General features: G+C 39.0%; 18 protein-coding genes and 1 tRNA gene. 5 read left to right on the forward strand and 14 right to left on the reverse strand.

The genetic code is table 11. The features are described from left to right. Positions 1–10: 10 nt before the first annotated feature. Complete coding sequence (locus tag KH893_RS10530) at positions 11–1,192, reverse strand: acetate/propionate family kinase (protein WP_281166088.1); 1,182 nt, start codon at positions 1,190–1,192, stop codon at positions 11–13. Between the two features lie 132 nt (positions 1,193–1,324). Here KH893_RS10530 and KH893_RS10535 point away from each other — a divergent pair, with 132 nt between their 5' ends. Both KH893_RS10535 and apf read left to right on the forward strand, forming a co-directional pair. Further along, positions 1,325–2,245 (forward strand): magnesium transporter CorA family protein, encoded by a 921-nt coding sequence (locus KH893_RS10535; protein ID WP_281166089.1) that lies wholly within the window; start codon positions 1,325–1,327, stop codon positions 2,243–2,245. A gap of 424 nt (positions 2,246–2,669) precedes the next feature. Beyond that, positions 2,670–3,329 carry an aggregation-promoting factor gene (gene apf, locus KH893_RS10540; protein ID WP_281166090.1) on the forward strand — a complete coding sequence of 220 codons (660 nt, stop codon included), beginning with the start codon at positions 2,670–2,672 and terminating at the stop codon, positions 3,327–3,329. A gap of 100 nt (positions 3,330–3,429) precedes the next feature. Here the strand turns inward: apf and KH893_RS10545 are convergent, their stop codons facing one another. The 6 genes from KH893_RS10545 to KH893_RS10570 all read right to left on the reverse strand — a co-directional run bounded on the left by KH893_RS10545 (position 3,430) and on the right by KH893_RS10570 (position 8,359). Continuing rightward, complete coding sequence (locus tag KH893_RS10545) at positions 3,430–4,083, reverse strand: alpha/beta hydrolase (protein ID WP_281166091.1); 654 nt, start codon at positions 4,081–4,083, stop codon at positions 3,430–3,432. 115 nt (positions 4,084–4,198) lie between these two features. Further along, a complete protein-coding gene (locus KH893_RS10550; protein WP_281166092.1) occupies positions 4,199–4,606 on the reverse strand; it encodes a hypothetical protein in 408 nt (135 codons plus the stop codon). A 35-nt stretch (positions 4,607–4,641) separates the two neighbouring features. Next, entirely contained in the window at positions 4,642–5,790 is a 1,149-nt protein-coding gene (gene wecB, locus KH893_RS10555; RefSeq protein ID WP_281166093.1) for a non-hydrolyzing UDP-N-acetylglucosamine 2-epimerase, read from the reverse strand. A 135-nt stretch (positions 5,791–5,925) separates the two neighbouring features. Beyond that, positions 5,926–5,999 (reverse strand) — tRNA-Arg (locus KH893_RS10560). A 75-nt stretch (positions 6,000–6,074) separates the two neighbouring features. Further along, on the reverse strand, positions 6,075–7,337 hold the full coding sequence (locus KH893_RS10565; protein WP_281166094.1) for a DEAD/DEAH box helicase: 1,263 nt from the start codon (positions 7,335–7,337) through the stop codon (positions 6,075–6,077). Between the two features lie 14 nt (positions 7,338–7,351). After that, positions 7,352–8,359 (reverse strand): Gfo/Idh/MocA family protein, encoded by a 1,008-nt coding sequence (locus KH893_RS10570; protein WP_281166095.1) that lies wholly within the window; start codon positions 8,357–8,359, stop codon positions 7,352–7,354. Between the two features lie 235 nt (positions 8,360–8,594). On the opposite strand from KH893_RS10570, the gene KH893_RS10575 reads away from it, so the two are divergent. The 3 genes from KH893_RS10575 to KH893_RS10585 all read left to right on the forward strand — a co-directional run bounded on the left by KH893_RS10575 (position 8,595) and on the right by KH893_RS10585 (position 9,683). Further along, a complete protein-coding gene (locus KH893_RS10575; RefSeq protein ID WP_281166096.1) occupies positions 8,595–8,984 on the forward strand; it encodes a DUF4828 domain-containing protein in 390 nt (129 codons plus the stop codon). A 118-nt stretch (positions 8,985–9,102) separates the two neighbouring features. Further along, a complete protein-coding gene (locus KH893_RS10580) occupies positions 9,103–9,531 on the forward strand; it encodes a phage holin family protein (protein WP_281166097.1) in 429 nt (142 codons plus the stop codon). Further along, positions 9,528–9,683, forward strand: a complete 156-nt coding sequence (locus KH893_RS10585; protein WP_281166098.1) for a glycoside hydrolase family 25 domain-containing protein — start codon at positions 9,528–9,530, stop codon at positions 9,681–9,683. Before KH893_RS10580 ends, KH893_RS10585 begins: the two co-directional genes overlap by 4 nt. A gap of 224 nt (positions 9,684–9,907) precedes the next feature. Here KH893_RS10585 and ppsA read toward each other — a convergent pair whose 3' ends face one another. From ppsA to rbsK, 7 genes are all read right to left on the reverse strand, one after another. Beyond that, complete coding sequence (gene ppsA / locus KH893_RS10590) at positions 9,908–12,304, reverse strand: phosphoenolpyruvate synthase (protein ID WP_281166099.1); 2,397 nt, start codon at positions 12,302–12,304, stop codon at positions 9,908–9,910. A 732-nt stretch (positions 12,305–13,036) separates the two neighbouring features. Continuing rightward, the gene (locus KH893_RS10595; RefSeq protein WP_281166100.1) at positions 13,037–13,420 is read right to left on the reverse strand and encodes a TIGR02328 family protein; all 384 of its coding nucleotides are present in this window, start codon (positions 13,418–13,420) and stop codon (positions 13,037–13,039) included. A gap of 167 nt (positions 13,421–13,587) precedes the next feature. Continuing rightward, on the reverse strand, positions 13,588–14,160 hold the full coding sequence (locus KH893_RS10600) for an NADPH-dependent F420 reductase (RefSeq protein ID WP_281166101.1): 573 nt from the start codon (positions 14,158–14,160) through the stop codon (positions 13,588–13,590). Between the two features lie 709 nt (positions 14,161–14,869). Next, entirely contained in the window at positions 14,870–15,826 is a 957-nt protein-coding gene (locus KH893_RS10605) for a nucleoside hydrolase (RefSeq protein WP_281166102.1), read from the reverse strand. Between the two features lie 19 nt (positions 15,827–15,845). Further along, positions 15,846–16,766 carry a ribonucleoside hydrolase RihC gene (gene rihC / locus KH893_RS10610; RefSeq protein WP_281166103.1) on the reverse strand — a complete coding sequence of 307 codons (921 nt, stop codon included), beginning with the start codon at positions 16,764–16,766 and terminating at the stop codon, positions 15,846–15,848. An 18-nt stretch (positions 16,767–16,784) separates the two neighbouring features. Continuing rightward, positions 16,785–18,020, reverse strand: coding sequence for a NupC/NupG family nucleoside CNT transporter (locus KH893_RS10615; protein ID WP_281166104.1), 1,236 nt, complete (start codon positions 18,018–18,020; stop codon positions 16,785–16,787). Between the two features lie 79 nt (positions 18,021–18,099). Next, positions 18,100–19,017 (reverse strand): ribokinase, encoded by a 918-nt coding sequence (gene rbsK, locus KH893_RS10620; RefSeq protein WP_281166105.1) that lies wholly within the window; start codon positions 19,015–19,017, stop codon positions 18,100–18,102. Between the last annotated feature and the right edge of the window lie 1,056 nt (positions 19,018–20,073).

Consider the following 20,073-nt stretch of genomic DNA (forward strand, 5'->3'; position numbering starts at 1 on the left):
AGCTGGTGGCTTAATCTTTAATTTTTTTGATCTGCTGGACCATTGATAATTCTTCATTAGTTGGTACAACTAAGATTTTAGCAATTGAATCCCTGGCTGAAATCACGCCTTCTGTTTGCTGCCGATTTAAACTGACGTCAAGCTTAAATCCAAGGACTGATAATCCAGCGACGATTTGTTGCCGCAAGCCGGCATTATTTTCGCCAATCCCGCCAGCAAAAACCAAAGCATCAACACCGGCTAACTCAGTATAGTAAGCCCCAACATATTTAATGATCCGGTTGACAAAAATTTCAATTGCTAATTGGGCACGCTGATCGTGATCCTTAGCTGCTTCAATATCACGCATATCTGGTGAAATCCCTGAAATTCCCAGCAAGCCCGATTTTTGGTTCAAAATGTTCAACACAGCTTCCACTGAACAATTAAGCTTTTTCATTAAATAAGGAATTACCGACGGATCAATATCGCCGGAACGCGTTCCCATCGTTACCCCGGTCAACGGAGCAAATCCCATTGAAGTATCAAAAGCTCGACCATTTTTTTCGGCGGCTACTGAAGCACCACTGCCTAAATGCAAAGTGATCATTTTTAATTGATCATAAGGTTTACCCAATAATTTGGCTGTTCGTCTGGAAATATAATCGTGGCTGATTCCATGTTCACCATAACGTCGGATTCCAAGTCTTTGAGTGTCTTCATAAGGCAAGCTGTAGATGGCATTGCTTTCTGGCAGTTTGGTAAAAAACTGGCTGTCAAACACGGCGTACTGTGGTGTTTGCGGCAGCATTTGTTGGAAAATTTCAATATATTTAACTTCGTTGGGGTTGTGCAGAGGAGCAAAATCATCCAGTTTTTTCAACTCGGCAATTTTTTGCGCGGTCATTAAGGTAGCCTGTTTAAATTTGGTACTGCCGGCGACAACTCGGTGGCCAACTGCTGAAATTTCTGCAAAATCATTAACAAGTTTCAACGACTTAAGTTTTTTAAAAATCAAATCAGCTGCTGCTTCGTAGGTCAGTTGATCAAAATGATCCATAATTTTTTTACCCTGATATTTAGTAGTCATCATCGAATTTGGCATTTTGATGCGTTCTACCAACCCCGAAGCCAGTGGCTCTTGTGTTTCATCTGCAAATAATTTCCATTTAACTGACGAACTGCCTGCATTGACTAATAAAATTTTTTTCATGCTGCAACCTCCAAAAATAAATTGAATGACCAATTCTTTAATGTTTGAACTCTTCTACTTATCAAGCATACCAAAAAAATGCTAAAATTCTACCATAGTTAAATAAAAAAATTTATTAAGGAGCCGCTCAATATGATTAAACAATGTGCCACTGAGCCTTTTAATTGGCTAGATGTAACTGATCTTGACCAAAATGATAAACGCATGTTATTAAAGCATCATCAATTAGATCCGTTAAGTATTGAGTACGCGACTGACCGTCATGAACGGGCTCATTATATTAATGATCTTGATCAACAAACCTCGATGATCATTTTCAATTTGCCACTGCCAAAATCAGCTGCAGCCAATCAACAGCAACCAATGCATTTTACGATCAGTCCTTTAACTTTCATTGTTAAAGAAGGAGATTTGTTTACTTTTCATAATCCACAATTTAATCTGTTGATCAGTCAGTTAAAACAGCTTTTATCTCAACACCACAACTGGACTTCCCCAAAATTTGTCCTAGAAGCTTTATTTGCCGGTACTCAATACTACGATGAAGTAATTGAACAACTCAATGATCAAAGAAGCAACTTAGTCGATAACCTTGATCAAAAAATTCAAAACCAGGATTTATTGGCCCTGGCTGAAATTGAAAAGAGTTTTGTCTATATTTTAAGTGGCACACAAACCAACTTAATGCTGCTCGAAAAAATCGCTCAAGCTAAAGAAACTGGCAAAGCAAAACGAGTTGAGCATAAAGCAATCATTAAATTACTGATTGAAGCTAGACAAGCCGAACAAATGGCTAAAATCTCGTTGGATGTAACTGAACGCTTGACGGCAACTTCTAATAATTTATTGAATAACAACCTGAACGATACGATGAAATTTCTAACTGTCTGGTCGCTAGTCTTAACTATTCCGACGATTGTTACTGGATTTTATGGGATGAATGTCTTTTTACCATTGGCTAAGTACTCATTAGCTTGGATCTTAATCATTGTTTTGACGGTAATTTTAATGTTGATTCTCTGGTATTATTTGAAAAAGCATCGTTTCATTTAAAGCTTTATCACAAAGATTACAAAAATCATGTATTTTGTAATTTTGGTGCTTTTTTCTTTAATTTTGAAGAAAATGCTAATAAAAAAATATATTTTTGACTGTTTTTAAATACTTTTTTTCAAATTTTTAGTAATATTCATCCAAAAAATTCTGGACAATACTTTTCTGAGATTTATAGTCTCTAATTACTGATTCATTGGCGTTTATATTTATTAAACGCTTTCAAAAAATCCAATTTTCAATCCCTTTTGTTACAAAAATCAGCTAAATATTACAAAAATTCCCCGAAGAGTAATTTATCTGCTATTTTCCTGTTATATTTAGTCGATATACTAAGCAATGTTGATTCGATAAGTTGATTGCTATTTTAAGTTTTAGAAATTCTGGGCAATCATGTCATTAAAAACAGGAGTGAAAATTACAGATGGACATAAAGAAAATTTTGTTATCGGCTGCAACAGTAACTGGAATTATGACAGCTGGAACACTAGCTGCTAATGCAGATACCGTAAACGTCAAGGCTGGAGATACAGTTTCCGAACTTGCCCATGAATACGGCACAACAGTTTCTGATATTCAAACTGAAAACAATTTGAGTAACGTTAATATGATCTATGTTGGACAGCAATTAAACGTTAATGGGACTAATAGTGCTGCTACACAGACAAGCAGCACAGCATCTACAAGTGATACGACTAGCACAACAACTGCAAGTGATACAACTGCTAACAGTAGCACAACGGCTTCAAGCAGTTCGGTTGCTAGCAGCGCGACGGCTTCAAGCAATACTACTACTCAAAGTACTACCGCGACTACGCCGGCAGCCAGCACCACATCTACAACTGTAACTAGCACCTCAGCTAGCGAAAGTGCTGCAAAAGCTTGGATTGCTGTTCGTGAATCAGGTAATTCTTATACGGCAGATAATGGCAATTACTACGGTAAATATCAGCTTTCTAAGTCATATTTGAATGGTGATTACTCTGCTGCCAACCAAGAAAAAGTCGCTACGCAATATGTAACGAGTCGTTATGGTTCTTGGCAAGGTGCTGTTAACCATTGGAAGACATACGGTTGGTATTAAAATCAAAATTCTTGTTCAAAAGAATTAATAGCAAAAAAGACATAATTCCCTTTTTAGGAGTTATGTCTTTTTTGCTGGTTAAAAATAAATTTTAATAACGTCAGTTACTTTGCCAGTTTAAACGTTGGGCCCAATCGAAAGCATCGTGCATGGTCTTTAAATAAATTGTATGTCCAATCGGATAGCTTTGATATGAAACATGATTACTGAACTCCTCAAAAAAAGCTGCCAAATGTTCACCAGTTCTAGGCGGAAATATTGGATCTTTTTCGCCTTGCGAAATAAAAATATTGGTTTTAATTTGACCGGGAAGCAAATTTAATCTGGACCATTCTTCAACAAATTTTGGTAACCTACCACTTAATAAAATTGCAGCCGAAAAAAAGTTTGGATGAAACGCCAACAAAGTTGTTGCTAAAATTGCTCCCTGACTAAAACCAATTACAGCCAAAGGGTGGTTTTGCAAATCGTTTTCTTCCAGATCATGTTTAATTTGCAAATAAATTTTTTCAGCCGCATTCCCAATCAACTGGCTTTCTGAAAATTTATAGAACCGAGGAATATAGTATGTAAATCCACTACCATATACAATTGATCCTTGCAAATGAAGTTCAATCAAAGAAGGACCAAAAATGGAAACCAACGGCCGCAGATCAAAAAAATTTGATCCAATGCCATGGAGAGTAATGATCACCGGTACATTTTGGTCAGTCTTTAAATTCATTGGACATACTAATTCTTCTTTTAAGCCCATAAAAATTACGCCTCTTATAAATTACTATTTTTACAATTCTTCTAAATTGGAATTATAGGCTTTTGTAACCAAACTGTAAAATACTTTGCTATTTAACTAAAAAATTAGTTAATAACTAGTGTTTCGTACGAAAGTTATCTAGCTCTAATACTTTTTCTTGTAATTCTATATCCTGCTTGATTGCATCAGGATCATGGGCAATCGAAAATTTAAGCTGTTCTAACCGATCAATCAATGTACGCAGAATTTTAACCTCTTTTTCAATCTCTTCTGCATCATCCCCTGAACGACTGACTGCCTGCAGGTCAACTAATTCTTGAACCATTTCTTGATAACGGACAATTGCAAATACAATGTTCAAATTAGAAGAAATTGTTTTAGGATTTTCTGGATCAGGTTTTTGTTCGATTAAACGAAATACATCCGGATAATGATGCAAACTAATGGTATAGCGTGGAAAATAACGATGAAAAACATGCTCTTCAGTCTTAAATCCAAAACGATCTAATTTTTCTTTCCCCACTGAAATTGCTCCCTTTCTGGTTGAAATTTTAAATTTTATCCTTGCCAATCAACTGGCCGGGTCATTCGCTGATCAAAATAAGCTTTGATTGCCTGTAAAATTCGCTGGGCAGCCTGACCATCCCCATATGGATTGACCGCGGTCGCCATTTGTTGATAAGTCTTTGAATCCGGCTGCAACAACTCACGCATCGCCGTGATGACCGTTTGCTGGTTAGTCCCCACTAAGCGCAAAGTCCCCGCTGTGATTCCTTCAGGTCGTTCTGTTGTATCACGCAACACCAAAACCGGTTTTCCCAAAGCCGGTGCCTCTTCTTGAACTCCGCCAGAATCAGTCATAATAAAATAGCTGCGAGCACACAGATTATGAAAATCAACAACATCCAAAGGTTCTACTAAATGTACCCGCGGGTTATCAGCAAATGCAGCTTGAGCCAACTGACGAACTTTGGGATTCAAATGAACTGGATAAATAACCTCAACCTGCGGATCAGTTTGTAAAACTTGATTAACCGCCGCGAAAACATTTTTCATTGGCTGACCAAGATTCTCTCGCCGATGCATCGTCAATAAAATCAAGTGGTGACCAGCTTTGATTTGTTGCAAAGCTGCATGTTGATAATTATTAGAGACCGTTAATTTTAAAGCATCAATTGCGGTATTGCCAGTCACAAAAATCTTTGACTGAGCTATTCCTTGCTGCAATAAATTTTGACGGCTTTTATTAGTCGGTGCAAAGTAAAGATCGGCTAAAACATCTGTCAATTGACGATTCATTTCTTCGGGAAAAGGTGAGTATTTATCCCAAGTCCTCAAGCCCGCTTCAACATGACCGATCGTGATTTGTTGATAAAAGCTTGCCAGACTAGCAGCAAAAGTCGTCGTTGTATCACCATGCACCAAGACGATATCTGGTTTTTCCTTCGCCAAAATTGGTGGCAGCTTTTGTAAAACCGCAGTGGTAATATCATTCAGTGTTTGGTTTTGATGCATGATTTTCAAATCATAATCAGCTTGTAGCTTAAAAGCCTGCATAACTTGTGCTAGCATTTCCCGGTGCTGACCAGTCAACGTGACAACTGTTTCAAACTCAGTCGGATTTTTTCGCAATAAATGAATGATTGGTGCCATTTTGATTGCTTCAGGACGTGTTCCAAAAATAGTCATTACTTTAATCTTTTTCACAATTGCACCTCGCTATATTTATAATATTATATTACTCCAAAAAAATTAACTAATTCTTTCTTAAAGAAAACATTTTTATTAAAATAAAGCAAAAGAGTTGTAAACAAACAATGTTTACAACTCCCAATTTAAGAGTGCGCTTGATCGGAATCGAACCGATGACCTACCGCTTAGGAGGCGGTCGCTCTATCCTGCTGAGCTACAAGCGCAAAACTATCAGCAACTAGTTCATTATAAAAATTAGTCTAGCTGATGTCAATATCCTAAAACTGTAAAGCTGTTTGTTATGACTTGTGTTTACCTTTATTCTTTTGGTCACGCCAGCGTTGCTTATGTTTCTTTTTTGAGCCTTTTTTAAGCGTGATCGGCGCAGCTTTTTTGAAGCGTGCAAATTTCTCGGCTGATTGTTTAGCAGATGTCAACTTGGATACTGGTACGGCTGTTAAAGGCGTCACTTGACCAAAATACATTTTAGCTAACTCAAGCTGATAGCCAGCTGGACGTAACAACTGCTTCAGTTGCCGTAACGAACGTTCATTTCCTAAATTGATCACCGTTCCTGAATTACCCATCCGTCCGGTTCTTCCAACACGATGAATATAGGCAGTTAAAGTCAATGGTAAATCATAATTAATGACTACCGGTAGAGCTGGCAAATCCAAGCCACGAGCAGCCAAGTCAGTGGCCAACAGCAATGCCGTTTCACCGGTGGTAAAATTCTTAATTGCCTGCTGTCGTTGAGTTTGGCGTTGCTGACTATCCAAAAGTGCAACAGTCACATGACCAAACTCCAAGCGCTTGGCAACTTCCTCCAGCTCAGCTACTTGATTGAAAAATACCAAACCTTTAAAACCAGTTTCTCGACCCAGCTTTTGTAACAGATCAAAACGCTTACGAGTCGGCAATGTCACATAATAATGCACAACGTGACCTTGAGTTTGATCGTTTTGACGCACATCAATCCGTTTTACCTGCTGACCAAACCACCGCGGTAATTCATGCAGAATTGGATTATCAGTAGCCGAGAAAAAGGCCAATTGGATCTTGGCAGGCGCATGCGACAACAGTTGCCGACAAGCGGAGAGCTTTTCATCGGTCAACAAAGCATCTGCCTCATCCAGTACCGCAAATTTTAACTGATGTAGTTTAAGTTTTTTATTTTCTGCTAGTTCAAGCATTCTTCCTGGTGTGCCAACAACGATTTCCGGATGCTGCTTTAACTTTTCCTGTTGTCGCTTTAAATTTGCGCCACCTCCCAAAGGTGTCACATGCAAAGACAGCTGCAAATTTACTAAACATTTTCTGATAACTTCGGTCACCTGGGCCGTCAATTCTTGTGAAGCGGTGATCACCAATAATTGCGTTCCAGCTCGGGCGCTGGTTTTACTTAAGAACGGTAAAACATAGGCCAAGGTTTTCCCCGAACCAGTTGGCGCTAATGCCAAAACATTTTCTCCAGTAAGCAGCGGCGAAAAAGTCTGCTGCTGAATTAAAGCTGGTTGGGTAAAACCTAACTGATGATACATTTTTGCTACATTAACTTCCATAATAACCTCTTGACTTAAATATATTTTTCATCTGCTGGAAAACTAAGCTTAGCACTTTGACGCAGCTGATACATCAATTGATTGACCTGGACTGCCAATGCCAGCCAGTCTTCCATTTTTTGTTTAGCAATTAAATTGGTTGGATCGCTTAATAGCTGATCAAAATCCCTAACTTCAGCAACCATCGGATTCTCAGCCGATGATTGAGCAAGCTGTTGAATATCTCCACGCTCAGCAACCATTTTTAATTCATGCAGTTCAGCTGGACTATCTAAAACTAATGTCTGTTTTAATCCATAGATCTCACTAGGTAGATAAGAATTGGTCGTTTTACCGAATTTCAAAATCACTTGAAAATGGGGATATTCTAAAATTGCTATTCCGCGGCCATCGATACCATTGCGCAATTTTTGTGGCTGATAGCTAGCACTTTGGGGATAACCAAACCAGGCGATAGCTGCGTAAACCAGGTAAACACCTAAATCTTGCAACGCTCCACCAGAAAACTCCAGCGAAAAAATATTTGGCTCTTGGCCAGCTAAAAAAGCATCATATCTTGAAGAATATTTTTCGTAGGTCAGATGAGCTCCTTGTAAAACCGGCAATTGTTTGATTGCTTGTTTCACTTGCTGAAACAGCGGTTCATGAAAATGGCGAGCCGCTTCGAAGTAATAAAGTTCTGGATGCTGCCGTAAGATTTTAATAATTTGCTTCATTTCAGTTGGATTTGAACAAGCTGGTTTTTCAACGATCACATGTTTGCCAGCCAACAGTGCTTGTTGAGACTGTTCAAAATGCAAGCTATTAGGGGATGCCAAATAAACAACTGAAAAATCTTGACTAGCTAAAAATTCATCAAGCTCCGTAAAAGTTTTAATCGAGCCAGCAAATTGATCAGCAAACTTTTGCGCTGATACTTGTCGTCGTGAGTAAACTGCCGTCAGTTGCCAGCCAACTTGCTGCGCAGCTTCAATAAATTGTTTGGTGATCCAATGTGTCCCGATTGTTGCAAATTTGATCATCCTAAAATGCCCCCTTTGTAATTGAAGATTTCTTTCTCCATTATAACAAACAAACCCACAATTTTTTTGAATTACAACATTTGTATCACAAGTTTTTAACAAAAAGCTTATTAAATTTCAATCATGTCAATATCCGGTTAAATTTAGTCATCATTCTACTTATTACTACTAAAAGATGGTATATTATATTTGAAATATTTAATTGGTTTTTAATATAAAATTGGAGGGGTATTTGATGGTTCGCAGCAAATTTTATAATCGAGGAGCCTCCTTACGTCATTTATTTCGTAATTCATGGGCCGGTCAGCATTTGTTTAATTTTCACCCGCAAGCTGCGTCTCCAACTCAATATACAGGAAAGTGGACTTTTGCTGATAAACAGACTAATCGCTCACATCAATTAGAAATCACCGAACAACTGCAGATTCTAATCGACGGTCATCGCTTGCCTGGAAAAATTGTTCGCGTCGATGACAAAGAATTATTATTCCTTGATAAATATGGTTACCATTTGCGCGTCGACGTTAATCAACGATTCCCTGTCAGCCTTTATGATGAAGCTGATAACCGTGTTTATCCAATTAGCCAAGTCAATGACCCTGATTGGGACAATCCAAAAGACTAATGATTATTTTCAAAGTTGAAAATGATTATTAGTCTTTTTTTGACTTTTCGCCTAGCACCGTGCGTTATTAAAGTACATCAACTTACCTTGATAACTTTAATTTCAAAGGAGGAAAATTATGTACTCACCATCTATCAACAATTTAACGGTCAATTCATGGTTCTCACTGCTAGGTGCTTTTGCCGGCTGGTTTTGGGGAGAAATGAATGGTCTGTTAAATGTCTTGCTAATTTTTATTACGATTGACTATTTGACTGGTTCATTCTATGCCATCAGCCAAAAACAAATATCCAGTGAAATCGGTTTTAAGGGACTGACCCGTAAGCTGCTGATTTTAATGTTAGTTGGCTGCGCTAATTTATTGGATGTTTATTTATTGCAGCATGGTTCAAGTTTGAAAAATGCCACCATTTGCTTTTATCTTTCAAATGAAGGCCTTTCACTGCTGGAAAACACTGCCAAACTTGGGCTGCCTTTGCCAGTCAAATTAAAAGCAGTTTTGCTCCAACTTAAAGAACCGCCAAAGATTAAGGATGACAAAAAATGACACCGATAATCAGCCTTTCAGAATGGCAAGGAAAAATCAATTTTCAACTAATCAAAACCAGTGGAATTAATTTTGTGAGCTTTCGTACCGATTATGGAAAACTGTTGACACAAAAAGATAAATGTTTTGAAAATAACCATCAACAAGCGTGAACAGATGGTTACGATTTCCAAGCCATTAAAACTCGAATAAATCAGCTGCTTTAAAACTTTGATTGTTTGACTACAGCTTAGATAAAGTTTTATGAATAAAATGCAAGAAGCTGTCCAGACTTGTTTAGTCTGGACAGCTTCTTTAATTGAGGGGGAGAACTATAAAATCAAAACTAAAAGCACTTGGAAATTACAAAAATCTAAGTTAATCAGTAAATTTTAGCCTACCATTGATAGTCTTCAAGGTCTTGACGGCCTTTACCAGTTGCATGATCAAGCATGATCCGCTGTTCAAAATGTGCTACGTTATGCTTGGTTGCTTTAACCATATCGGGATTGACCGAGACATAATCAATGCCGCTTTGAATTAGGAAATTAGTGAATTCTGGATACTCAGATGGTGTTTGTCCACAAATCGAGACTGTCTTACCATCCTGGTGAGCGACTTTGATCAAATGCCGGATCGCCCGTTTAATTGCCAGATTCCGCTCATCAAACAAAGCTGAAACAGTATCATTATTCCGATCACATCCCAGCAGCAACATGGTCAGATCGTTGGAGCCAATTGAGTAGCCATCAATAAAATGATTGAATTTATCTGCCAATATGATGTTGCTTGGAATTTCAGCCATCATATAAACTTTAAAGTCGGCATTGCGCTGCAGGCCATTGGCAGCCATTAAGTCGGTGACCTTTTGAGCTTCGGCAACTGTTCTGACAAATGGAATCATTACGTTCAAGTTCTTAAGGCCAAAATCATCGCGAACCTTCTTGACGGCTGCCAATTCTAGCTTGAAGGCTTCAACATATTTAGGATCGTAGTAACGTGACGCTCCACGCCAGCCTAATAGATCCGATGGTTCATGGGGTTCATATTTATCTCCGCCCTTCAAGTTACGATATTCGCTCGACTTGAAATCAGAAAAGCGCAGGATCACCGGCCGCGGTGCCATTGCCCGCGCAACTTTACTAATCCCTTCGGCCAGTTTGTCAACCACTTCTTCCGGATGTCCCTGCTCGATCAGATAAAGCGGATGCTGGTGGATATAAGTCGTCCACAAGAATTCCTCGCGCATTAGACCAATTCCATCAGCCGGCAAGTTAGCGTATTCTTCAGCCAAGTCCGGATTACCGAGATTCATCATGACGCCAGTGGCTGTTGGAGCAAAATACTCTGCCGCCGCTGTTGGAACAACCGTTGCTTTGGCTGGTGAGGTAACTGCAGCTACATTGCCTTGGTAGACAACGCCATTTTTAGCATCGACCGTAATGATATCGCCGCTCTTAAGGACATCAGTAGCAGCAGCACCCCGACTCTTGGTGCCGACGATACACGGAATTTGCATTTCCCGCGAAACAATGGCCGCATGACAGGTCATACCACCGTTATTGGTAACAATAGCTGCGGCTTTCTTCATTGCTGGCACCCAATCTGGCGAAGTCATCAAAGTGACCAGGATTTCGCCTTGTTTGAATTCATCGATATGATCTGGGCTGTCAATCACATGTACTTTGCCAGCAGCAACGCCTGGGCTCGCCGGCAAGCCCCGAGTGATCACTTTGGCATCCCCAAGATCAGCTGTTTGTTGATCTTTTGCTTGAGCCTTGGCTGCTGCCTTCTTCTTGAGCTGTGACCAAACTGTTTCTGGCCGTGCTTGAACCAGCCAGAGCTTATTGGTATTCTTGTCCAAAGCAAATTCCATATCCATATAGCAGCCATAATGGTCTTCGATTTTTTTCGCATAACCAGCCAGCTCAATTACTTGATCATCTGTTAAAACTGGCTGTTTTTCCAATTCAGCCGGAACTTTTCTTTCTTCGACCCCACCATCTGGCAAACGGACTAATTCAACATCTTTGTCATTGATCGTCTTGGAAACGATTTTCATAGTTTGCTTATCAACCAAGAAATCATCTGGAGTGACGGTCCCTTGAACAATATATTCACCTAAACCCCAGATTCCATCAATGATGACCTTAGTATCATCACCAGTTGCCACGTTAACACTGAACATGATGCCAGAGCTCTTAGAAAAGACCATCATCTGGACTGCGGCTGACAAAGCAACCTTCTCATGCGGAAAGTTTTGTTTGTGACGATAATAAGTTGCCCGATCGGTAAACAGTGACGCGTAGCATTCCTGAACTCTTTGAATGACATCTGCTGAGCCCCGAATATTCAAATACGAATCTTGCTGACCAGCAAACGAAGCATTCGGCAGATCCTCAGCGGTCGCACTTGAGCGAATCGCAACAAACGGATCTTTTTGCCCCATTTTTGCTGCCAGTTTCTGATAAGACTGACCAATTTCTTGAGCCAAATCAGCTGGCATTTGCGCCGAGGTAATTAAATGCCGAATCTTAGTACAGGTCGCATGTAATTCATCGGAGTTCTCATAATCTTTGATACTTTCCAATAAATTATTGACTTGGTCGTTTAGACCAGTTTTTTGCATGAAATAGCGGTAGGCATGAGCCGTTGTCGCAAATCCATATGGAACGGGAATATCGCCTAATGAAGTCAACTCACCTAAAGATGATGATTTTCCACCAACTAAATTAACATCCGAACGATGAAGCTCGTCAAACCAAAGCACGTATGCTTTATCTTTTTGTTCCATAATGATGACCTCCTTAAAAGCATTTGCTTACATTTGTAACCGCTTACATATTACAACTATATTCTATTCCTTTAACAAAAAAAGTCAAGTTGACTCAGATAATCTAAAACCTGCAATTTCATTTTTTTAAGTTATTTGTTAAACAAATCACTAATCAATAAGAGCCCAAGCCCACCACTTATGATCAATTTTGTTAATTAACAAACTGGCCTAAACAATTATTATTCTGGCCAATTAAATAAAATTTGCTATTTCAATTTTTTCAGAGCTTATAAGTTGGTTTTCCAAAAATACTTAACTGAAATAATTATTTAAGCCTTTTTGTGAATGTTAAACTTAATTTTGTTGTTTTACAAATTAGCAATAAGTGATGTCTGAATAGCATATTGCTAATTAAAAATGGAAGTCGCAACTAATTCAGCTGAAATAAAACGATTGAGCCATGTTTCTCACTTCTGGCCAGAGTTGCTGGTCTTTTTCCTGGTTGGCATCGTCAGATCACAACATTCTTACTTGGTCGGCACTTGCTGGAGCAATGCCCCAACAGCGACAATTTTGCCATCCTGCAGTTTAGAGCCAAGTTAAGCCTAATTGAAGAATTGATTGTCGGTGACGGCATCGGTGTGGCGGCTATCTTGCAGTCATGGCCGATCAACAGCAAATTCACTCAAAAAACTGGTCTAGCCGGTATGACCATTGATCACAACCCATCAAGCTAGCTCTCAGCGAGTATTAGTCTAATCGGCTATTGGTTGATAAATCGATTCCTTTTTGTTTTAAGTTCTCTAAACAGTCCTGCAAATAGTCCTGATCATGCTCAGGATAAATTGGTTCGCTCAAAGTGCACACCGGTAATTCTTGGTAAGGGGCACAGTGCTGACCACGATAATTGGAATCTAGCCACTTGAGGTCAGGTTGATAACCGCGCCGTTGCATTTCTTGGAGGACTAACAAATGGAACTGGTACAATTTGTAGGGCGAATAGTTGAAAATGTATGCTACCGTCGCGTGTTTTTTGCCCCAGCCATTGCCACGCAAGGCTGCCAACTCCCGGTGCTGACCCAACAATTGCTGACGTGGCAATTTAGTTAGTAAGTCTTGATGCCATAATCTCATTTTTTCACCCTCTGCTGCTAAGCTTACTCGATTAGTTTAACAATTTTCAGGCCAATTAGCATGATTAATGTCCGGACCAATTTAGCTCAGTTTAAAATAAAACAAGTTCACTGCCGTCATCTTCGACAATGAACTTGTTTTATTTAACCATTTTTTAATTACTGAAATTATTTGATTACGCCAAAGCCGCCGGTCCAGCCAATCTGTTCGCTAGCAGCCAAAGTCATTTGCAAAAAGCCAGTTGCCTCCAGCTCGCGTGCCCGCTTTAATTTACCAGCATCCAAAACATTTAATGGGCTGCCAGCCAAAGCAGCTTTGAAAGTCTGTTTAGCAGCATCGTCATCTCCAGCAACTAAAACAGTTGTTGTCGCTGTACCACCAACTTTGCCGCTCTGCAAAGTTGCCGCAAAAGTTGTATTGAAGGCTTTCAAAACAGTACTGTTTGGTAATAATTGCTGAAGTTCTTGTGCAGCTGAGCTATCAGCAGGAACAACTAATGAATCCCAAGTATCAAAGTCAAGTGGGTTAGTAATATCAACAACAAGCTTGCCAGCAAATTGGTCAGCGTATTCTTTTACCAAACTTGCTAAAGCTGGGTAAGGAACAGCCATAACTACGATATCATCTAAAGTCTCGGCATGATTCTGATCATCATAATAAGAAACCGTGTTGCCTGCTAGTTCAAAGTTCTTGCCGATTGCCTGACCCATATTGCCCTTGCCAAAAATTGAAATTTTCATTGTGAATAACTCCTTTATAATTTTTTGCTGTTTAGTTAGTGGATACATTTTTTATTGATGAATTTTTGTTCAACTCATTCAACAACATTATCTTAGCACATGATTTTAATATTTGCAACTTTTTCTGTAACATTTATCAATAAAAATATCAATTTGTTAAATTTGTCGTTTAAGTAACGTTGAGGAACAAAGCAATATCCTTTGGGCCTTAAAATATGTAGCAGAAAAACTTGTTAGTTTTAATGTTCTATTATTATTGTATCAAAGAAACTATTAACGCTACAGGTAAACTTTTTAAGCTGATCTTGTTGATAAAAGATTAGTTTTTTTTATTTTTAGAAGTTGCTTCTCCCTCGTCATTTACACGAAAAAATTTATGATTGCTATCCAGCATCGTGTTTTTCAAACATGACCTAGTTCTCAATTAAAAACTCAAAGGTATCTAATTCCTCGCTTTTGTCAGTATCTTTGACTATTTTCTGTCAGCTTTCCAAAACACCTCTCAGTTGTGCAAAAGCAACTTTACTCAATGAAGTAGCGCCAGTTCCATAACTATTTCATATTTTTCTTTCAAATGATTAGATCAAACTAAGTCTTTTTTTGGCAATTTGTTTAACCGAGCTTCCCGGTTGGACTCAAATTTTTAGTTCGATAATATTTGATACTGGCATTCTAAAAAACCCGTCCCTCTTCAGGACAGGTTTTCTAATCAATTCTTTTTAAATAAGGTTGTCAAATGCTCCATAAAAGCTTTTAGATAACGATCAACATCCGCATTAACTGCGACTTTAACATTTGTCTCGGCAGCTGAGAGGCGCGCTGGATCACCAATTGTTCGGCCATAATATTTTTCATCCGTTGTCACATACATGTTTAAATCAATGGTCTGAACAAAACTTGGATCAATCGCCACTCCAACGGCAAATGGATCATGCAGTGCACAGCCATGAAGATCCGGGCTGGTAACTTCATAAGCTTTGATATAGTAATCTACCATCTCGGCAAATTCACGACCAGCTTTAGTTCCTAAGCTACGCCAAATCTGGGTCTCTTTTTTGGTTAAAAGCGTCCGTAAAGTCACATCCAATCCGACCTGTGTCAACTTTGCCTGTCGAAAAACTCGGTCTGCTGAAGTTGCATCTTGTTGAATATTTGCTTCAGCCACATTCGTAACATTGCCGGGAACGGTCAAAGCCCCGCCCATGATCGTGATGTTGCCGATTTGATCCACCAAGGCTGGATATTTTTTGATGGCAGCAGCTAAATTAGTCAGTGGACCAGTTGGAACAAGGATCAAGTCCTTGCCATATTTTTTAACAGCTTCAATAAAGAAATCAATAGCATCCCCTTGAGCTGGCGCCATTTTGGGACTTGGCAAATCAATCTCACCAATCCCATTTTCCCCATGAATCTGGGCACTGACTGGCATCCGGACAAACTTAGCTTTTTCGACCGAATGAGATCGCCCTTGGTAGACTTTGACATTGGTGGCGTGCAACAGCTCTAAGATCTTCAATGAATTAGTAACCGCATTTTCTACATAAACATTGCCATATGAACAAATAATTGCCAACAAATCAACGGCTGGATCGGCGACCGCATAAGCAATTGCTAATGCATCATCAATCCCTGTATCCAAATCTAAAATTATTTTTTTCTTAGCCATCTTGATCCTCCTCAAAATCTTAATTAACCATTTGACTAACTTCTGCTAACAGCCACTGATTGAAATAATCGGCATCAATATTTACTCCGACTTTAGCATTTGTTTGACCATGACTCCAGCGATTCTGAATATCAGCCACGGTTGCGCCAATTGCTGGGCCCTGAGTGACAACATCAATCTGATAATTCTTAGTTTCAATTGCCTCGGGATGCAGCAAATAAAAAATGGTATTAACGTCATGCAGTGGCTTGCCATTGGGATGAATGTCTTGATAAGCGGTGATCAACTGATAGAGCATTGTGCCAGTTTTACCGAGAGCTGCTAATTTCTTTAGTGTCTCCCAAGTAACTAAAGCTTGCAAAGTTACATCCAATCCAATCATCACGATTGGCAAACCGCTTTGGTAAACAATTTTGGCTGCATCTGGATCAGTATAAATATTAAATTCGGCAACCGAAGAAACATTTCCACCTGAAATTGACCCGCCCATTAGTATCAAACGAGAAATTTGCGCTTTGATTTCCGGATATCTCAACAATAACTCGGCAATGTTAGTATAAGCTCCCGTCGCCACAATTGTCATTGGAGCTGGCGCTTGCTTTAACGTCTGGTAAATTGCCTTAACTGCCGGGCGTGGATCTGGTTTGAGCGTCACCGATGGAAAATCATAGCCCGGCAAGCCGCTTTGCCCATGAATATAAGCAGCATCTTCAAATTTTTTCTTTAATGGCTGGGCTGCCCCACGAGCAACCGGGATCTCGGTTTTATCAAGAAATTGTAGCAGTTTCAATTCATTGCGCGTGGTTTTATCCACATTGACATTCCCAGCAACTGATGTGATCAGCTTAACATCAAATACTGGATTATTAACTGCCACTGCTAAGGCAACGGCATCATCAACTCCTGGATCCATGTCTAAGATCAACGGCATTTTTTCCATTGCTGAACGACCTCCTTTTTACCAAATAAACAACCCAGCTACGGTCGCTGATAAAGCTGAAACTAAGATCCCTGAAAGCAGCATCCTTGGTACCTGATTTGAAATATAATCGACTTTGGACTTTTCAACTAAGCCCTTAAAAGCTCCAATGATCATTCCTAAGGTACCAAAGTTAGCAAAACTCGTCAAAAAGACCGTCAAAACTGCACGGGCATGGGCACTGGCAAATATTCCATGATGACCCATAACTGCTTTAGAGACCTCACCCATAACAACAAATTCATTCGTAACTAATTTGGTTCCCATGTATCTGGCCAACTCGAAAGCATGGCTTGGATCAAAGCCCATAAAAATAGTAAATGGAAACATAATGACTCCCATAATATTTTCCAACGACAACCATTTCAAACCAGTCAAGCCAAGTAAATGATCGACCAATGATGCTAAGGCAACAAACGAAATGACGGTAAATAAGATGATTAAAATCAACTTACCAGCATTCAGGATCGAGTCACCTAAGAAGGAGAAAAATGGTTCTCTTTCATGATTGTCAGTTTGCGAACCATAAACCACGTCATCTGCTTGACTGATCTGCAATGGATTTAAAATTCCCGTAATTATGATTGCTCCTAAAATATTAAGCGGGACCGCCGTCAAGACAAATTGTCCCGGCATCATTTGCATATATGAGCCTAAAATCGAAGCTGTCACACAACTCATTGACATCATAGCCAACGTTAAATTCCGTTCCTGACTCATATGATCTAATTGCTGCTTAGAAACAGCTAAAACTTCAGTATTGCCTAAAAACATCATTTCAACTGAAAAGAAAGCCTCAAATTTAGGCTGTCCGGTGATGACTGATAAAAATTTTCCGATCCATTTAATGACCCAGGGTAAGAAACCAATATAAGTTAAAATATCAAATAATGGCACAACTAAGAGGATCGGCATCAAAGCACTGGTCAAGAAGTTCATTGAAACTGCTGTCCCACCATATTCTTTTGAAACCATATCTGCCAAGGCAAACTTTATTCCTTCAAAAGCAATATCGACTAACCAAGCAAAGCCACTTGCTGCACCTTGAACGATTGCCCGACCAACTGGGAAAGCAATTAAAAACCAAGCCATAAAAATTTCCAAAGCCGTTACGATCAAAATTGACTTCCATTGCACTTGGTGCCGATTAATTGAAAATATGTATGCAACACCGATACAAACCAAGATCCCTAAAATGTTTAAAACTAGTAACAAGATACTTCCTCCTCGTATTATATGTTTATAAGTTACACATCTTTTACTAAAGATACTTGTTTTTTGAACACCACATGTCTTAAAAGTCAAAAATCTGGCTAACTTGTGCGACAGTTGGAATTGAGACTTGTGCTCCTAAACGTTGAACAGTTAAGGCACTAGCTTTTTGCGCATAATTGATTGCCTCAACAAAATTTTCCATCGTCGGTGAAAGCTTGGCTACAAAAGCCCCAATAAAGGTGTCTCCAGCAGCCGTCGGATCAACCGTTTTAACTTTGAATGCCGCAAGTTGAGCCGCTTGACCAGCTGCTGCATAAAAAACACCTTGACTGCCAAGCGTTATGATCGTTTTCGGAATACCTAATCCCGCGAATTTAGCAGCACTTTTTTTCATTGAGCTTAAATCAGTGATTTTAATACCCGTGAGCTTTTGGTTTTCAGATTCGTTGGGAACAATGATGTCCGTTAAACTAAATAACTCAGGTGAAAGCTCACTTGCTGGAGCCGGGTTTAAAATTGTCGTTTTTCCGGCTGCTTTAGCAATTTTAAAAGCGGCAACAGTTGCTGTTTGCGGTGTTTCAAATTGAGCTACAACAAAATCTGAAGTAGCAATTTGCTGACTAAGACCAGCCAGATCCGCAACTGTCAAAGTTTGATTTGCCCCACCATAGACAATAATGCAGTTTTGACCGCGTTCATTTAATAAAATGTCGGCTGTGCCAGTCCCCGCTGTTGACTCAATCTTGATGCCAGAAATGTCGATTCCTTCGTGCTTTAAGGCCTTGGTCATAAATTTTCCTTGCTGGTCATTACCAACTTTGCCGATAAAAGTTGTTTTCGCTCCCAATCTAGCGGCAGCAACTGCCTGATTTGCACCTTTGCCGCCAGCCGCACTGCTTTTATTTAAAGCTTTGATCGTTTCACCAGGCAAGGGAAAATCAGACACTTTGAAGGTCGTATCAATATTCAAACTGCCGATAATCGTAACTTTGTTCATGACAACCACCATTTCTTGATTTATAAAATATTTTTTTGTTTGAATTTAGTTTACAAAAATTATTGAATAAAAAGCAAGCCACTCTGATTAAAACTTGCTGAGATTTTTCAAATTTTTAAAAATAGCCAGCAATAATTTGTCAAAAAAGTTCAACATAATATTACTAACTGTAATTAACAATACTTGATGGTTTCGAGAAAGTTTATGTTTAAAAATAGTTTGAATTACGTATCTTGCTGACCAACTGCCAATTGGACAAGCAAACTCAATTGGAAAATAACTTCGCGCAATTTCAATTATTATTGATCGACCTTTTTCTAGTCAGCAGTTCCAAACGCTGATCAGTTTTTGCTTTGACAATCTGTTTTATCATAGCTGCTGCTTGTTTGACTGGAATTACCTTCACAATTCTGCACCTCTGATAACTTTTGCTAAATCAAGACTGAAACTTGACTTTTGCAGTTTTTTGAAAAGTAATAAACATTTACCTGTTGATTTGCTATCGTAAAAACAATCTGAGCTGACTCAATTTTGCCCAAGTTTAACTGAAACTCATAACAAAGTTGTTCAGTAATACTAGTTCCCAATGCTAATTTTACTTTAGGCATTCCCATGGCGAGCTCACGTTTAAGAACCGTGGTAATTTTTTGTTCAGGCAATTTTGCTGGCAAAATATTTTTTAAAAAAGTTTACAGCTCAGCCAGTTAAAATTCACTTGAAATTTTTCAACGATCTTTGACGTCATTTTTTCACCTTTTTTTAGTTTCCTAAACTTGATGCCAAAGGCGGAATAAAATTGCCAAATTTTCGGCATTTTATTCTGCCCGCTACACTTGTCCCTCCCAATTGCTGTTTTTTTTATTTTACTTCAGCCATATATCAAAAAAGACAAACAGAAATATTTTCCATATCTCCATTTGTCTTTTATTGGTTCTATAATATTCGGTACTGATAGAAATTTTTCTATCCTAAGTACCGATTTTTATTTTATGTCTTGAATTTACACTTTAAGTGCAACGCTAAAACAAAATAAAGGACTTACAAAGGAAATCCAAA

Source organism: Liquorilactobacillus sicerae (assembly GCF_029916425.1).
Classification (GTDB): domain Bacteria; phylum Bacillota; class Bacilli; order Lactobacillales; family Lactobacillaceae; genus Liquorilactobacillus; species Liquorilactobacillus sicerae.

Excerpts from the sequence above, each read along its gene's own strand:
- KH893_RS10530 (WP_281166088.1), bottom strand. The coding sequence starts at position 1,192 with ATGAAAAAAATTTTATTAGTCAATGCAGGCAGTTCGTCAGTTAAATGG.
- KH893_RS10535 (WP_281166089.1), top strand. The coding sequence starts at position 1,325 with ATGATTAAACAATGTGCCACTGAGCCTTTTAATTGGCTAGATGTAACT.
- apf (WP_281166090.1), top strand. The coding sequence starts at position 2,670 with ATGGACATAAAGAAAATTTTGTTATCGGCTGCAACAGTAACTGGAATT.
- KH893_RS10545 (WP_281166091.1), bottom strand. The coding sequence starts at position 4,083 with ATGGGCTTAAAAGAAGAATTAGTATGTCCAATGAATTTAAAGACTGAC.
- KH893_RS10565 (WP_281166094.1), bottom strand. The coding sequence starts at position 7,337 with ATGGAAGTTAATGTAGCAAAAATGTATCATCAGTTAGGTTTTACCCAA.
- KH893_RS10570 (WP_281166095.1), bottom strand. The coding sequence starts at position 8,359 with ATGATCAAATTTGCAACAATCGGGACACATTGGATCACCAAACAATTT.
- KH893_RS10575 (WP_281166096.1), top strand. The coding sequence starts at position 8,595 with ATGGTTCGCAGCAAATTTTATAATCGAGGAGCCTCCTTACGTCATTTA.
- KH893_RS10580 (WP_281166097.1), top strand. The coding sequence starts at position 9,103 with ATGTACTCACCATCTATCAACAATTTAACGGTCAATTCATGGTTCTCA.
- KH893_RS10585 (WP_281166098.1), top strand. The coding sequence starts at position 9,528 with ATGACACCGATAATCAGCCTTTCAGAATGGCAAGGAAAAATCAATTTT.
- ppsA (WP_281166099.1), bottom strand. The coding sequence starts at position 12,304 with ATGGAACAAAAAGATAAAGCATACGTGCTTTGGTTTGACGAGCTTCAT.
- KH893_RS10595 (WP_281166100.1), bottom strand. The coding sequence starts at position 13,420 with ATGAGATTATGGCATCAAGACTTACTAACTAAATTGCCACGTCAGCAA.
- KH893_RS10600 (WP_281166101.1), bottom strand. The coding sequence starts at position 14,160 with ATGAAAATTTCAATTTTTGGCAAGGGCAATATGGGTCAGGCAATCGGC.
- KH893_RS10605 (WP_281166102.1), bottom strand. The coding sequence starts at position 15,826 with ATGGCTAAGAAAAAAATAATTTTAGATTTGGATACAGGGATTGATGAT.
- rihC (WP_281166103.1), bottom strand. The coding sequence starts at position 16,766 with ATGGAAAAAATGCCGTTGATCTTAGACATGGATCCAGGAGTTGATGAT.
- rbsK (WP_281166105.1), bottom strand. The coding sequence starts at position 19,017 with ATGAACAAAGTTACGATTATCGGCAGTTTGAATATTGATACGACCTTC.